Annotated in this window: 18 protein-coding genes and 1 pseudogene; 3 read left to right on the top strand and 16 right to left on the bottom strand. The window is 51.5% G+C overall.

What is annotated here, in order from left to right; translation table 11 throughout:
• Positions 1–4 precede the first annotated feature (4 nt).
• The 15 genes from rplB to J5224_RS17595 form a co-directional block, all read right to left on the bottom strand.
• Positions 5–826, bottom strand: a complete 822-nt coding sequence (gene rplB, locus J5224_RS17665) for a 50S ribosomal protein L2 (protein WP_264626618.1) — start codon at positions 824–826, stop codon at positions 5–7.
• Positions 827–845: 19 nt separating this feature from the next.
• The gene (rplW, locus tag J5224_RS17660; protein ID WP_195316357.1) at positions 846–1,148 is read right to left on the bottom strand and encodes a 50S ribosomal protein L23; all 303 of its coding nucleotides are present in this window, start codon (positions 1,146–1,148) and stop codon (positions 846–848) included.
• Positions 1,145–1,750: a 50S ribosomal protein L4 gene (gene rplD / locus J5224_RS17655; protein ID WP_222158736.1), complete on the bottom strand. Its 606-nt coding sequence runs from the start codon at positions 1,748–1,750 to the stop codon at positions 1,145–1,147. The genes rplW and rplD overlap by 4 nt, the downstream gene beginning before the upstream one ends.
• 10 nt (positions 1,751–1,760) lie before the next feature.
• On the bottom strand, positions 1,761–2,390 hold the full coding sequence (gene rplC, locus J5224_RS17650) for a 50S ribosomal protein L3 (RefSeq protein WP_264626617.1): 630 nt from the start codon (positions 2,388–2,390) through the stop codon (positions 1,761–1,763).
• Positions 2,391–2,422: 32 nt separating this feature from the next.
• Positions 2,423–2,734 carry a 30S ribosomal protein S10 gene (gene rpsJ, locus J5224_RS17645; RefSeq protein ID WP_140554275.1) on the bottom strand — a complete coding sequence of 104 codons (312 nt, stop codon included), beginning with the start codon at positions 2,732–2,734 and terminating at the stop codon, positions 2,423–2,425.
• A 255-nt stretch (positions 2,735–2,989) separates the two neighbouring features.
• On the bottom strand, positions 2,990–3,463 hold the full coding sequence (gene bfr / locus J5224_RS17640) for a bacterioferritin (RefSeq protein ID WP_264626616.1): 474 nt from the start codon (positions 3,461–3,463) through the stop codon (positions 2,990–2,992).
• Between the two features lie 99 nt (positions 3,464–3,562).
• Positions 3,563–3,757, bottom strand: coding sequence for a bacterioferritin-associated ferredoxin (gene bfd, locus J5224_RS17635; RefSeq protein WP_264626615.1), 195 nt, complete (start codon positions 3,755–3,757; stop codon positions 3,563–3,565).
• 211 nt (positions 3,758–3,968) lie between these two features.
• A complete protein-coding gene (gene tuf / locus J5224_RS17630; protein WP_264626614.1) occupies positions 3,969–5,153 on the bottom strand; it encodes an elongation factor Tu in 1,185 nt (394 codons plus the stop codon).
• A 69-nt stretch (positions 5,154–5,222) separates the two neighbouring features.
• Positions 5,223–7,337 carry an elongation factor G gene (gene fusA / locus J5224_RS17625; RefSeq protein WP_264626613.1) on the bottom strand — a complete coding sequence of 705 codons (2,115 nt, stop codon included), beginning with the start codon at positions 7,335–7,337 and terminating at the stop codon, positions 5,223–5,225.
• A gap of 90 nt (positions 7,338–7,427) precedes the next feature.
• Positions 7,428–7,898 (bottom strand): 30S ribosomal protein S7, encoded by a 471-nt coding sequence (rpsG, locus tag J5224_RS17620; RefSeq protein WP_195315729.1) that lies wholly within the window; start codon positions 7,896–7,898, stop codon positions 7,428–7,430.
• 96 nt (positions 7,899–7,994) lie between these two features.
• On the bottom strand, positions 7,995–8,369 hold the full coding sequence (rpsL, locus tag J5224_RS17615) for a 30S ribosomal protein S12 (protein WP_195315730.1): 375 nt from the start codon (positions 8,367–8,369) through the stop codon (positions 7,995–7,997).
• A 133-nt stretch (positions 8,370–8,502) separates the two neighbouring features.
• Positions 8,503–8,820, bottom strand: a complete 318-nt coding sequence (gene tusB / locus J5224_RS17610; RefSeq protein WP_264626612.1) for a sulfurtransferase complex subunit TusB — start codon at positions 8,818–8,820, stop codon at positions 8,503–8,505.
• Positions 8,821–8,853: 33 nt separating this feature from the next.
• Complete coding sequence (tusC, locus tag J5224_RS17605) at positions 8,854–9,213, bottom strand: sulfurtransferase complex subunit TusC (RefSeq protein WP_264626611.1); 360 nt, start codon at positions 9,211–9,213, stop codon at positions 8,854–8,856.
• A gap of 9 nt (positions 9,214–9,222) precedes the next feature.
• Positions 9,223–9,612, bottom strand: coding sequence for a sulfurtransferase complex subunit TusD (tusD, locus tag J5224_RS17600; protein ID WP_264626610.1), 390 nt, complete (start codon positions 9,610–9,612; stop codon positions 9,223–9,225).
• The gene (locus tag J5224_RS17595) at positions 9,612–10,334 is read right to left on the bottom strand and encodes a transcriptional regulator (RefSeq protein WP_222158745.1); all 723 of its coding nucleotides are present in this window, start codon (positions 10,332–10,334) and stop codon (positions 9,612–9,614) included. Before J5224_RS17595 ends, tusD begins: the two co-directional genes overlap by 1 nt.
• Positions 10,335–10,557: 223 nt before the next feature.
• On the opposite strand from J5224_RS17595, the gene eptA reads away from it, so the two are divergent.
• The 3 genes from eptA to pmrB are packed head-to-tail and all read left to right on the top strand — an operon-like array spanning position 10,558 to position 13,951.
• Positions 10,558–12,201 (top strand): phosphoethanolamine transferase EptA, encoded by a 1,644-nt coding sequence (eptA, locus tag J5224_RS17590; RefSeq protein WP_264626609.1) that lies wholly within the window; start codon positions 10,558–10,560, stop codon positions 12,199–12,201.
• Positions 12,198–12,866 carry a two-component system response regulator PmrA gene (pmrA, locus tag J5224_RS17585; protein ID WP_264626608.1) on the top strand — a complete coding sequence of 223 codons (669 nt, stop codon included), beginning with the start codon at positions 12,198–12,200 and terminating at the stop codon, positions 12,864–12,866. Before eptA ends, pmrA begins: the two co-directional genes overlap by 4 nt.
• Positions 12,863–13,951 (top strand): two-component system sensor histidine kinase PmrB, encoded by a 1,089-nt coding sequence (gene pmrB / locus J5224_RS17580; protein ID WP_264626607.1) that lies wholly within the window; start codon positions 12,863–12,865, stop codon positions 13,949–13,951. Before pmrA ends, pmrB begins: the two co-directional genes overlap by 4 nt.
• A 52-nt stretch (positions 13,952–14,003) precedes the next feature.
• Here pmrB and J5224_RS17575 read toward each other — a convergent pair.
• A pseudogene (locus J5224_RS17575) lies at positions 14,004–14,120 on the bottom strand (FKBP-type peptidyl-prolyl cis-trans isomerase FkpA); the annotation flags it as partial.

The raw sequence follows: 14,120 nt of genomic DNA, 5'->3' as shown, positions 1-14,120 counted from the left end.
AATATTATTTAGTACGGCGACGTACGATGAATTTATCAGTACGCTTGTTGCTGCGGGTCTTCTTACCTTTGGTCTGAATGCCCCACGGGGATACCGGGTGCTTACCAAAGTTACGACCTTCACCACCACCGTGCGGGTGGTCGACTGGGTTCATTGCCGTACCGCGAACGGTAGGACGAATCCCGCGCCAGCGTGCAGCACCAGCTTTACCCAGAACGCGCAGCATATGCTCCGAGTTACCTACTTCGCCCAGCGTCGCGCGGCAGTCAGATTCGACTTTACGCATTTCGCCAGAACGCAGACGCAGGGTCACATACGCGCCGTCACGTGCAACGATCTGCACGTAAGTACCAGCAGAACGCGCCAACTGACCGCCTTTACCCGGTTTCATTTCCACGTTGTGAACGGTGGAACCAACCGGAATATTGCGCATCGGCAACGTGTTGCCAGCTTTGATAGCAGCATCAACGCCAGACTGGATCTGATCACCGGCTTTCAAGCCTTTCGGCGCCAGGATATAACGGCGTTCACCGTCTTTGTACAGAACCAGAGCGATGTTGGCGGAACGGTTCGGATCATATTCCAAACGTTCTACAACAGCAGGGATACCATCTTTGTTGCGTTTGAAGTCAACAATACGGTATTGCTGTTTGTGGCCACCACCGATATGACGGGTAGTGATGCGGCCATTGTTGTTACGGCCACCGGATTTGCTGTTTTTTTCCAGCAACGGGGCATAAGGTTTGCCCTTGTGCAGCTCCTGGTTAACCACTTTAACAACGTGGCGACGACCCGGAGATGTCGGTTTACATTTAACAATTGCCATTGTTCTTTACTCCTCCGACTTACTCTGCGCCGCCGATGAAGTCCAGATTCTGGCCTTCTTTCAGGGTGACGTAAGCTTTTTTCCAGTCGCTACGACGACCGATACGCTGTCCATGACGCTTCGTTTTCCCTTTAACCAGCAGGGTACGAACTTCATTGACTTCGACTTCAAACAGTTTCTGCACAGCAGCTTTGATTTCTGCTTTGGTCGCGTCTTTAGCAACTTTGAGCACGATGGTGTTGTGTTTTTCCATCGCAGTAGACGCTTTTTCAGAAACGTGAGGTGCAGTCAGCACCTTAAGCAGACGTTCTTCACGGATCATGCCAGCATCTCCTCAACTTGCTTAACAGCGTCAGCCGTCATTACGACTTTGTCGAAGGCGATCAGGCTAACCGGATCGATACCTGCTACATCGCGTACGTCAACCTTGTACAGGTTGCGTGCAGCCAGGAACAGATTCTCATCCAGTTCACCGGTGATGATCAGCACGTCGTCCAGCGCCAGGTCTTTCAGTTTCTGCGCCAGCAACTTGGTTTTCGGTGCTTCAACAGAGAACTGCTCGACAACGATCAAACGATCCTGACGTACCAGCTCGGACAGAATGCTTTTCAGCGCGCCGCGGTACATCTTTTTGTTTACTTTTTGACTGTGGTCCTGAGGCTTGGCAGCAAAGGTCACACCACCGGAACGCCAGATCGGGCTCTTGATAGAACCTGAACGCGCACGGCCAGTACCTTTCTGACGCCACGGTTTTTTACCGGAACCAGTTACTTCAGCACGGGTCTTCTGAGCACGAGTCCCTTGACGGGCACCAGCTGCATAAGCAACAACAACCTGGTGTACCAGCGCTTCGTTGAAATCACGGCCGAAGGTAGTTTCGGAAACAGTCAGCGCGCTTTGCGCGTCTTTCAATACTAATTCCATTGCTATCCCCTTACGCCTTCACAGCCGGTTTAACGATCAGGTCGCTACCGGTTGCACCCGGGACAGCACCTTTTACCAGCAGCAGGTTGCGCTCAGCGTCAACGCGTACTACGTCCAGACTCTGAACGGTTACACGCTCGTTGCCCATCTGACCAGCCATTTTCTTGCCTTTGAACACTTTGCCCGGAGTCTGGTTCTGACCGATAGAACCCGGAACGCGGTGAGACAAGGAGTTACCGTGAGTAGCATCCTGAGTACGGAAGTTCCAGCGTTTAACAGTACCCGCGAAACCTTTACCTTTGGAGGTACCAGTAACGTCAACTTTTTTCACGTCAGCGAAAATTTCAACGCTGATGCTTTGGCCTACGGTGAACTCTTCGCCTTCAGACAGACGGAATTCGCGCAGGACGCGGCCAGCTTCAACACCCGCTTTAGCAAAATGACCAGCTTCCGGCTTGGTAACACGGTTTGCTTTTTTAGCACCGGTAGTTACCTGTACAGCCTGGTAGCCATCATTAGCCAGGTCTTTAACCTGAGTCACGCGGTTTGCTTCAATTTCGATAACGGTTACAGGGATAGAAACGCCGTCTTCAGTGAAGATGCGGGTCATGCCCACTTTTTTACCGACTAAACCAATCATTGTATCAACCTCTCAATCGCTTGATGACCTGATTAACCCAGGCTGATCTGCACGTCTACACCGGCAGCCAGGTCCAGACGCATCAGAGCATCAACGGTTTTCTCGGTTGGCTCAACGATGTCAACCAGACGCTTGTGAGTGCGAATTTCGTACTGATCGCGCGCGTCTTTGTTGACGTGCGGGGAGATCAGAACGGTAAAGCGCTCTTTGCGGGTCGGCAGCGGGATCGGACCACGTACTTGCGCACCAGTGCGCTTGGCCGTCTCAACGATTTCCGCGGTTGCTTGATCGATCAGACGATGATCAAACGCTTTCAGGCGGATACGGATTCTTTGGTTCTGCATGAGACCAGAGCTCCAATTATTTATAAACGTAAATGATTACTCCTCACACCCATTTCGATTGATGGGGGAGTGTAATCGTTCGGCCATAACTCCCAAATCGGGAGTATTGTTGACCCATGCCTATTGCATGGCGTCTCTGCTCGTAAACGTACTACACATACATGCACTACATTTAACGTAACAGGCCCGACTTAATTCAGACGGGCCCGCGCATTATACGTAAATCTGTTCAGGAAGCAACCGCGTTTTACACAATCACGCCCCTTTTAGCTGCGCTTGCAAATAATTAGGCAGCCCAAGGCGCGCTATCAGGTCAAGTTCCGTCTCAATCCAGTCGATGTGCCCTTCTTCATCGGCCAGGATTTCAATCAGCAAATCACGGCTGACATAATCACGCACCGAATCCATAAACGCGATTCCCTCGCGCAAATCCTTGGCGCCATCCAACTCCAGCTTCAGGTCAGAACGCAGTATCTCTTCGACATCCTCGCCAATATTGAGCTTTCCGAGATCTTGCAGGTTGGGGACCCCTTCAAGAAACAGGATACGCTCGATATAACGGTCGGCATGTTTCATTTCATCGATGGATTCATGGTATTCGTGCTGGTCAAGACGGGTCAGTCCCCAGTTTTTAAACATACGGGCATGCAAAAAGTACTGGTTAATCGCAACCAGCTCATTACCCAGTAACTTATTTAGATGTGCTATGACTTTTTTATCGCCTTTCATGACATTGCTCCTTCGCTCCAGGTCTTAAAAGTGTAGAACTGGAGGGGAGAGAGTCAACGAAATCGCCTACATTTTGTGCGGTTTCAATAACAGCGTCAATTACGCAACGTCAGAGATGGGTGACAACATCGCCTGCTCTTCTTCCATAATCAGGCGAGCCTGGCGAATACACTTGCCGCAGTCGCTGCCAATAGGCATTAACTGGCGCAGTTGATTGAGCGAGCGGGGTTGATGCTGGCGAACAGCGTGCCGAATAACTTTATCGGAAATGGCATTACACAGGCAAACATACATACGGGATAACTCATTCTCTCAGTCGCGGACCCACACCCTCTTTCGTTGCTACCTTCCGCACGGCAGTCGCAAAAGTGACGATAAAACAGTCAATGAAAGTGTAAATAAGAATGGTTTCTATTTCAATTACAGTTTTGTCAACGCGCATAAAAAAAGGACACCGAAGTGTCCTTTTTTCACAGCAACGCTGTGTTACTTAAGCTCTCGACAATTAAGCGATAACTTTAGCAACAACGCCCGCGCCAACAGTACGGCCGCCTTCACGGATAGCGAAACGCAAGCCGTCGTCCATCGCGATCGGGTGGATCAGGGTAACAACCATTTTGATGTTGTCGCCCGGCATTACCATTTCAACGCCTTCCGGCAGTTCGATGGTGCCCGTTACGTCAGTAGTACGGAAGTAGAACTGAGGACGGTAGCCTTTGAAGAACGGCGTATGACGGCCACCTTCATCTTTGCTCAGGATATACACTTCAGATTCGAACTGGGTGTGCGGCTTGATGGAACCCGGCTTAGCCAGTACCTGACCACGTTCGATTTCTTCACGTTTGATACCACGCAGCAGAACACCAACGTTCTCACCCGCACGGCCTTCGTCCAGCAGTTTGCGGAACATTTCAACGCCAGTACAAGTTGATTTCGCGGTGTCTTTGATACCAACGATTTCAACTTCTTCACCGACTTTAACGATACCGCGCTCTACACGACCGGTAACAACAGTACCACGGCCGGAGATGGAGAATACGTCTTCGATAGGCAGCAGGAACGGACGGTCAATCGCACGCTCTGGTTCTGGGATGTAGGAATCCAGGTAGCCAGCCAGTTCGATGATTTTAGCTTCCCACTCTGCTTCGCCTTCCAGTGCTTTCAGCGCTGAACCACGAACGATCGGGGTATCATCACCCGGGAAGTCGTACTGAGACAGCAGCTCACGCACTTCCATTTCAACCAGTTCCAGCAGCTCTTCGTCATCAACCATGTCACATTTGTTCAGGAACACGATGATGTACGGAACGCCAACCTGACGACCCAGCAGGATGTGCTCACGAGTCTGCGGCATCGGGCCGTCAGTCGCAGCAACAACCAGGATCGCGCCGTCCATCTGGGCAGCACCGGTGATCATGTTTTTCACGTAGTCGGCGTGTCCCGGGCAGTCAACGTGTGCGTAGTGACGGGTCGGGGTGTCGTATTCAACGTGAGAGGTGTTGATGGTGATACCACGTGCTTTTTCTTCCGGCGCGTTATCGATCTGATCGAATGCACGCGCGCTACCGCCGTAGGTTTTAGCCAGTACGGTGGTGATCGCTGCGGTCAGCGTGGTTTTACCATGGTCAACGTGGCCGATAGTACCGACGTTAACGTGGGGTTTGGTACGTTCAAATTTTTCTTTAGACACGGCTATATTCCTTACTCAAATATCCTCCCCTGTGGAGAGGACATGGGATCAATGTGTTAAACCCGAGTATTACTTACTACGGGCTTCAATAACGGCCTGAGCAACGTTGTTCGGCGCATCATCGTACTTCAGGAACTCCATGGAGTAAGAAGCACGGCCTTTAGTCAGAGAACGCAGTTGAGTTGCGTATCCGAACATTTCAGACAGCGGAACTTCAGCATGAATCACAACGCCAGTGACGTTAGATTCCTGACCACGCAGCATACCACGACGACGGCTAAGGTCACCGATGACGTCACCCGTGTTCTCTTCCGGCGTTTCTACTTCAACCTTCATGATCGGCTCAAGCAGAACAGGTTTTGCTTTTTTGAAGCCATCTTTAAAGGCGATAGACGCAGCCAGTTTAAACGCCAGCTCGGAGGAGTCAACGTCATGGTAAGAACCGAAATGCAGACGCACGCCGAGATCGACCACCGGGTAACCCGCCAGCGGGCCCGCTTTCAGCTGTTCCTGGATGCCTTTATCAACGGCAGGGATGTATTCGCCAGGAATTACACCACCCTTGATGTCGTTGATGAACTCGTAACCTTTCGGATTTGAGCCCGGCTCCAACGGATACATGTCGATAACCACGTGACCGTACTGACCACGACCACCAGACTGCTTGGCGTGTTTACCTTCGATATCGGTAACTTTCGCGCGAATCGCTTCACGGTAAGCAACCTGAGGTTTACCGACGTTCGCTTCAACGTTGAATTCACGCTTCATACGGTCAACGATGATGTCGAGGTGCAGCTCACCCATACCAGCGATGATGGTCTGATTCGTTTCTTCGTCAGTCCATACGCGGAAGGACGGGTCTTCTTTCGCCAGACGGCCCAGAGCCAGACCCATTTTTTCCTGGTCAGCTTTGGTTTTCGGTTCAACGGCGATAGAGATAACCGGCTCAGGGAATTCCATACGTTCCAGGATAATCGGAGAATCCGGATCGCACAGGGTATCACCTGTCGTTACGTCTTTCAGACCGATAGCTGCCGCGATGTCGCCTGCGCGAACTTCTTTGATCTCTTCACGTTTGTTGGCGTGCATCTGAACGATACGGCCAAAACGCTCACGCGCTGCTTTCACGGAGTTCAGCACGGTATCACCGGAGTTAACCACACCGGAGTATACGCGGAAGAACGTCAGGTTACCCACAAACGGGTCGGTAGCAATTTTGAATGCCAGTGCAGCAAACGGCTCGTCATCACTTGCGTGACGTTCAGCCGGTGTGTCTTTACCGTCATCCAGCATACCGTTGATCGCCGGTACATCAACCGGAGATGGCAGGTAATCAACTACCGCATCCAGCATTGCCTGTACGCCTTTGTTTTTAAAGGCTGAACCACAGGTAACCAGAATGATTTCGTTGTTCAGAACGCGCTGACGCAGAGCTTTCTTGATCTCTTCTTCAGTCAGTTCTTCACCGCCCAGGTATTTCTCCATCAGCTCTTCGGAAGCTTCCGCAGCGGATTCGATCAGGTTCTGGTGCCATTCGTCAGCCAGTTCCTGCATGTCAGCCGGGATATCTTCGTATTCGAAGGTGACGCCTTGGTCGGCTTCGTTCCAGTTGATCGCTTTCATTTTCACCAGGTCAACAACACCGGTGAAACCTTCTTCAGCACCAATCGCCAATTGCAGCGGAACCGGGTTCGCGCCCAAACGGGATTTGATCTGACCAACGACCTTCAGGAAGTTCGCGCCCATACGGTCCATTTTGTTAACGAACGCGATGCGCGGAACCTTGTATTTGTTAGCCTGACGCCATACGGTTTCAGACTGCGGCTGAACACCACCAACAGCACAGTAAACCATGACAGCACCATCAAGAACACGCATGGAACGTTCTACTTCGATAGTGAAGTCAACGTGTCCCGGGGTGTCGATGATGTTTACGCGGTGCGGCTCAAACTGCTTCGCCATACCAGACCAGAACGCAGTAGTCGCAGCGGAGGTAATGGTGATACCACGCTCTTGTTCCTGCTCCATCCAGTCCATCGTGGCGGCGCCGTCGTGAACTTCACCGATTTTGTGGTTTACACCTGTGTAGAACAGAATACGTTCTGTCGTGGTGGTTTTACCGGCGTCGATGTGTGCACTGATACCGATATTACGGTAGCGTGCAATGGGTGTTGTACGAGCCATTTGTTTCCTCTATATCTTCGGACGTTCAATTCATCAGTTAACGCAAACGAGCGGGCCGCAAAGCACGCCCGCCTGGTTAGCCCGCAGGAATTACCAGCGGTAGTGAGCGAACGCCTTGTTGGCTTCGGCCATGCGGTGAACGTCTTCACGTTTCTTAACAGCAGTACCTTTGTTGTCTGCTGCATCAGAAAGTTCGTTCGCCAGGCGCAAAGCCATCGATTTATCACCGCGTTTACGAGCAGCTTCAACGATCCAACGCATTGCCAAGGCATTACGACGGACCGGACGGACTTCAACCGGAACCTGGTAAGTTGAACCACCTACACGGCGGGACTTAACTTCGACAGTCGGACGAACGTTGTCCAGAGCGACTTCGAAAGCTTCCAGTTCGTTTTTACCAGAACGCTGTGCCAGGGTTTCCAGCGCGGTATAGACGATTGCTTCTGCAGTAGATTTTTTACCGTCTACCATCAGAATATTTACAAATTTGGCCAGTAATTCAGATCCGAACTTAGGATCCGGCAGAATTTTACGTTGACCAATGACGCGACGACGTGGCATGGAAATACTCCGTTGTTAATTCAGGATTGTCCAAAACTCTACGAGTTTAGTTTGACATTTAAGTTAAAACGTTTGGCCTTACTTAACGGAGAACCATTAAGCCTTGGGACGCTTAACGCCGTACTTGGAACGGCTCTGCTTACGATCTTTAACACCAGAGCAGTCCAGTGCACCACGTACGGTGTGGTAACGCACACCCGGGAGGTCTTTAACACGACCGCCACGGATCAGGATCACGGAGTGCTCCTGCAGGTTGTGACCTTCACCACCAATGTAGGAAGTCACTTCAAAACCGTTAGTCAAACGCACACGGCATACTTTACGCAGTGCGGAGTTTGGTTTTTTCGGAGTGGTGGTATATACACGAGTACATACACCACGTTTTTGCGGGCACGCTTCCAGCGCAGGAACGTTGCTTTTTGCAACCTTCAGAGAGCGCGGTTTGCGAACCAGCTGGTTAATTGTTGCCATTAAAAACTCCTGGTTTTTATTTCGCTTCGTAAACACGTGATAAATCGCCCCATATATTACAGAGTAAAATATGGGGACGCAGAATTTTAGGGCTGACGGTGAAAGGAGTCAAGAAATAGTCAAAATTTCAGCATCACCACGCCAGTTGCACAGCGTGTTGGGCGGTCAGCCGGACAAATTCAGTATAGTTGACCAGCAGAATACGGGGTGATATTTGTTCTGCCAACCCACGGGCGTCCACATCTTCCTGCAACGCGTAGACAGGAATGCCCAATGCCAGCAGGCGCGCCACCACGTTCCCCTGCGCCAACGCGGCAATGACGCCGTCTTGCAGCAGCAGCAGCGCATCCTGCGGCAGCACACAACGCAACATCGCGTCGATATCGGTGTGATAGGGCGATCGGGAAAGCGTGTGTAAGCGCGTTTTCAGAGGTTGGGTTACAGGCTGCATAGGCGTAGCACTCTCCAATAAAGCACTCTCAAATTAGAACGTAAGGACAGTGTCATAGTCAGCAAGCGTTGCACGCAAGGCATCCGACGTGAGCCGTTCAACGTCAATCACCCAGTTGGTATCCGCGCTCAGGCCGCGCTGATCGGCAGACGCGCCGCACAGATAGCAGCGCTCAATATCGTACAGCGGTAACACGCCAAACGTGGCAATGTAGTTACGCATCAGAATGGTATCAGGCTGCTGGCCGGGCAGCAGTTGCAGCACACCGTCACCGATAAAAAACACGCCGATGTCATCGCTCAGCGCGGAGGTGGCCAATAAAGCATCCAGCCCTTCTCGCCCTGACGCGTCGCCGTGCGGAGCATGGGTAAACAAAAAAGCGATGCGCTTCATTATCGCTCCTTAAAACTGTACGACGCGATCGCACGTCAACACAGACCGGGCCAGTTCACCTAACCCGCTCAGTGAAAACCCCGGTTGCAGATTGGCGGCGGGCAGTTCAAGCAGCCTCGCCTGTTCGCTGTCCGTAACGCCTCGACGCAGCGCGGCAGCCACGCAAACATTCAGCGCCACCTGATGCGTTGCCCCTAACTGCTGCCACGCACGCGTCACATCAAACTCATCATTAGCGGGGGACGTCAGTTGACTGGCGTTCAACACCCCTTCCCGATAAAAAAACACGCTTTCCAGGCTGTGCCCTTGCGCGATCAACGCCCGGGCAAACAGCAGTGCGCTACTCGCCTGCTGTGTACCGTATGCCGGGCCTGTCACCAAGAGGCAATAACGCAACATTAGCGGTCGTGCCCGCTGAAATCACCGTTTTTAAACTGGCGAATGTAGAGATAAACGGTGTGCTTGGAAATATTCAGGCGATCCGCCACCTGATTGATCGCGTCCTTGATATCGAAAATACCCTTTTCATAGAGGTTCAGCACAATTTGCCGGTTCTTGGCATTGTTAGAAACATTGCGATCCGCGTTCACTTCTTCAATCGAGAACTCGAGCGTCTGCGCAACGAGATCGTCCACGGAGGAAGCAAAGTTCACCGAGGAGGCCACTTCATGGGTTTCCGGCGGAATAAATGTCTGCACAATCTGGGAAAAAGGCACATCAAGATTCATGTTGATGCACAGTAGGCCGATCACACGCTGCTCGCGGTTACGAATGGCGATAGTGACCGATTTCATCAGTACGCCACTTTTGGCTCGAGTGAAGTACGCTTTGGATACGCTACTGTCTTCTCCCGCCATATCGTGCAACATACGCAACGCCAGATCGGTAATCGGTGAACCGATTTTACGCCCGGTGTGTTCACCGTTGGCAATGCGTACCGCAGAGCATTTAAGATCCTCTAACGCATGCAACACGATTTCACAGTGTTCACCGATCAGCATCGCCAGACCGTCTACCACCGCCTCGTAAGATTTCAGGATCTCATGGTCCGTCGGGTTAAACGGCCGTTCCTCCAACAAATCAATTTCATTTGATTCGCCAGACACAAGCGAATTTGACATGGCTGACACCATCCTCGACATCATCTATTTAATGGCCTTAAATGTTTAGGCACTCACCATCGACAGGACATTAAGTCTACCAAATGTCCCTTCTCCCGTCCCCGCATTTCACGGTTCTACCTCCTTTTACACGACATCTGAACGCCGTCTTAAGGTTGGCTTAATTTTAATATCTTACCGTCACGCGCAATCACTCATTTTGTCTTTATTCATTGAGATAGCCATGAAAATTCGTTTTACCTTTTCCCGCCCGGAATGGACAAGCATCGGCTACGTGCTGTTTTTCTCCGCCTTTATGACGCTGGTGCAAAACGTTGCTTACTATCGTCAAACGCTGCACCTGCTGGATTTCAGCCAGCGTGACACGCTGCCTTTTTTCCTGAGCATGCCGTTGGTGATTTTCGCCGTACTGAATATCGTCTTTACTCTGTTCGCCATTCCCTATCTGCGTCAATGGGCGATTGCTGCGCTGCTGGTCGCGGGCGCTTCAGTGCAATATTTCATGCTGAACTACAGCATTATTATTGACCGCACCATGATACAGAATGTGATGGAAACCAACGTGTCGGAATCTGTCGATCTGTTTACGCCGCAGTTGGCACTCTCTGTATTGCTGTTCGGCGTCTTGCCTGCTGGCTTCGCCTTATGGGTAAAAATAAAGCCGACGGCATTTACCATGGTCAGTATGGGTCAGCGCTTTTTGATTATCGCACTGTCAGTGTTGACAATATTGCTCGTCGCTGCGCTATTTTACAAAGATTACGCATCATTAATGCGAAATAACAAGGAGTTGGTGAAATCTATTACTCCCAGCAATGTGATAGCCGCCAATCTTTCTTACTTTAAGCATCGGGCGCAGGCTAACCAACCGTTAGTACAAATCGGCCTGGATGCTCACCAAGGTGCCCGCCCTGCCAATGGTAAGAAAAACCTGATTATTTTAGTGGTAGGCGAAACCTCTCGCGCGGAAAACTTCTCTCTGGGAGGATACGGCAAAGAGACCAACCCGCAGTTGAAAAAAGCCAACGTAATCTATTTTCCTAATACCCAATCGTGCGGTACTTCAACCGGAGTCTCTGTGCCCTGCATGTTCTCTAATATGCCACGCACACAATACGATGCCGCACTGGCCAGCCATCAGGAAGGGCTGTTGGATATTGTTCAACGCGCGGGCATCAATGTCCTGTGGGAGGAAAATGACGGCGGATGCAAGGGCGCCTGCGATCGGGTTCCCAACATAGACATTCCCAGCATTGCAGCGCCGGGCTTATGCAGTGGCGAAGAATGCTACGATGAGGCGCTGTTCACTGGTGTAGAAGAACATATCAATCAACTGAATAGCGATGCCATTATTGTGCTACACACGATTGGCAGTCACGGGCCAGCCTATTACAAACGTTATCCTGAGGCGTTCAAACACTTTACACCGACCTGCGACACCAACCAGATTCAGAACTGTTCCCGAGAGGCGTTAACTAACACCTATGACAACACGCTACTTTATCTGGATAACACGTTAAACCACGCTATCGATCTGCTGAAAAACCATCAGGATAAGTTCAATACCGCATTGGTTTACCTCTCCGATCATGGAGAATCATTGGGAGAAGACGGTGTTTATTTGCACAGCATGCCCTATGCCGTAGCCCCGTCACAACAAACGCATATTCCGATGCTGATGTGGTTATCACACGACTACCAGCAGCAATTTTCCGTGCAAGAGACATGTTTGCGACAACGCGCACAAACGCAAAGTTATTCGCAAGACAATCTGTTTCACACCATACTGGGAATGCTTAATGTGACTACCAACGAATATCAGCCTGAATGGGATATCCTCAAGGGATGTCGGGATCGCACTTCATGAGATTGTTGATTGTAGAAGATGATGCCTTACTGCAAGAAGGACTGCTGCTGGCGCTCAGCCTGGAAGGGTACGCCTGCGACTGCGCGGGCGGAGCCAAACAGGCGGATGCGCTGTTAAACAGCGCGCCCTACAGTTTGGTGGTTCTGGATCTCGGGCTACCGGATGGCGATGGTTTGCAGTTGCTAGCACGCTGGCGCAAACAGCACCATCATATGCCCGTGTTAATCCTGACCGCTCGCGATACTGTCGACGATCGCGTCAGCGGACTGGATTCCGGTGCCGATGATTATCTGGTCAAGCCCTTTGCGCTGACGGAACTGCTGGCTCGCGTCAGAGCCCTGATACGCCGCCACCAGGGGGCAAGCGACAACCTGGTTGTGGTGGGCGATCTCTGTCTTGACCTCACGACGCAACAGGTGAGCCTGAAGCAAGAATCGGTTATTCTGACGCCCAAAGAGTTTGCGATTCTCGCAAGGCTGGTATTAAAAGCCGGTCAGCCCGTTCACCGTGAGCTGCTGCATCAGGATATCTACAGTTGGAATGACGATCCTGCCTCAAACTCACTGGAAGTTCACGTTCATCATTTACGACAGAAAATAGGCAAAGCGCGCATCCGTACCTTGCGTGGCTTCGGCTACCTGTTCACTACCGAGGATGAAGCATGAAACGCATTTTCAGTTCGATGTCTCCCCCTGCGGCCAGCATGCGCTGGCGGCTTATCATCGCACTGGGATGTATTTTGCTGACGTGTCAGCTTATCAGTGTCGCCTGGCTATGGCATGAAAGTAAGGAACAGATCGAGTTTTTGGTGGATAAGACGCTGAGTGAACACGCGCGCAGCGAACATATCGCAACGGAAATACGCGAATCGATCGCCTCGCTCAGTATACCCAGTCTGGTTATGGTGCTGGCTTCCCTGCTTCTGTCTATTCAGGCCGTGAACTGGATTACGCGGCCACTGTCGCGCCTCGCCACCGAATTAGGCAATCGCAGCGCGGAAAATCTGGAACCAATTGCCGACTATCAGCAGGTGGAAGAGATAGCCGCCGTGACCCATTCCATGAACCAACTCTTCGTGCGCTTGAATGACACGCTGGAACGAGAACGCCAATTTACCGCTGATGTCGCACACGAATTACGTACCCCGCTGGCGGGAGTACGGCTGCACCTAGAACTCCAGCAGCGTCAAGGGATCGATTGTCAACCGCTGATTGCACGCATTGATACCATGACACACACCATTGAACAGTTACTGCAACTGGCTCGTGCTGCAGTAGCATTCTCCGCAGGGCGCTACCAACAGATTTCACTGGTGCAAGATGTCATTACTCCCATGCGAGATGTGCTTGAAGAGATGGCTAATCAGCGCGATCAACATATTGACTGGCAACTCAGTAAAGATAATGTCGCCATTCAGGGTGATGCCACACTGCTACAGCTATTGCTACGCAATTTGATCGAAAATGCCCACCGCTACAGTCCACGAGCGAGCACCATAACAGTCCGACTGCTTGCAGGTCCGCAAGTCACCCTGCAGGTGTGTGACCAAGGACCAGGCATTGATGAAAGCAAAGTCGGCGAATTGAGCAAGGCATTTGTTCGTATGGACACGCGCTACGGCGGCATCGGGCTGGGGTTGAGTATTGTCACTCGAGTGGCGCAACTGCACCATGGCGCTTTAACGCTCAGCAACCTGCGAGAGGGCAACGGAACGCTGGCAGAGGTCACCTTCCCGCCACTGCTTTCCTGAAAAAAAGCCGCGGGTTACCCCACGGCTGACTCTGCTATAACATTAGCGCGTGTTATTTAGCGCTTTTCTGAGCAGCAGGTTTTTCTGCTTTAGCGGCCGGTTTGGCATCAGCGTCTGCCTTGATATCCAGCAGTTCCACTTCAAACACCAGCGTAGAGTTCGCCGGAAT

The organism is Candidatus Symbiopectobacterium sp. NZEC135, from assembly GCF_025962695.1.
Note: the sequence above shows the minus strand (reverse complement) of the source record. Positions and strands in the feature narration are given on the sequence as shown.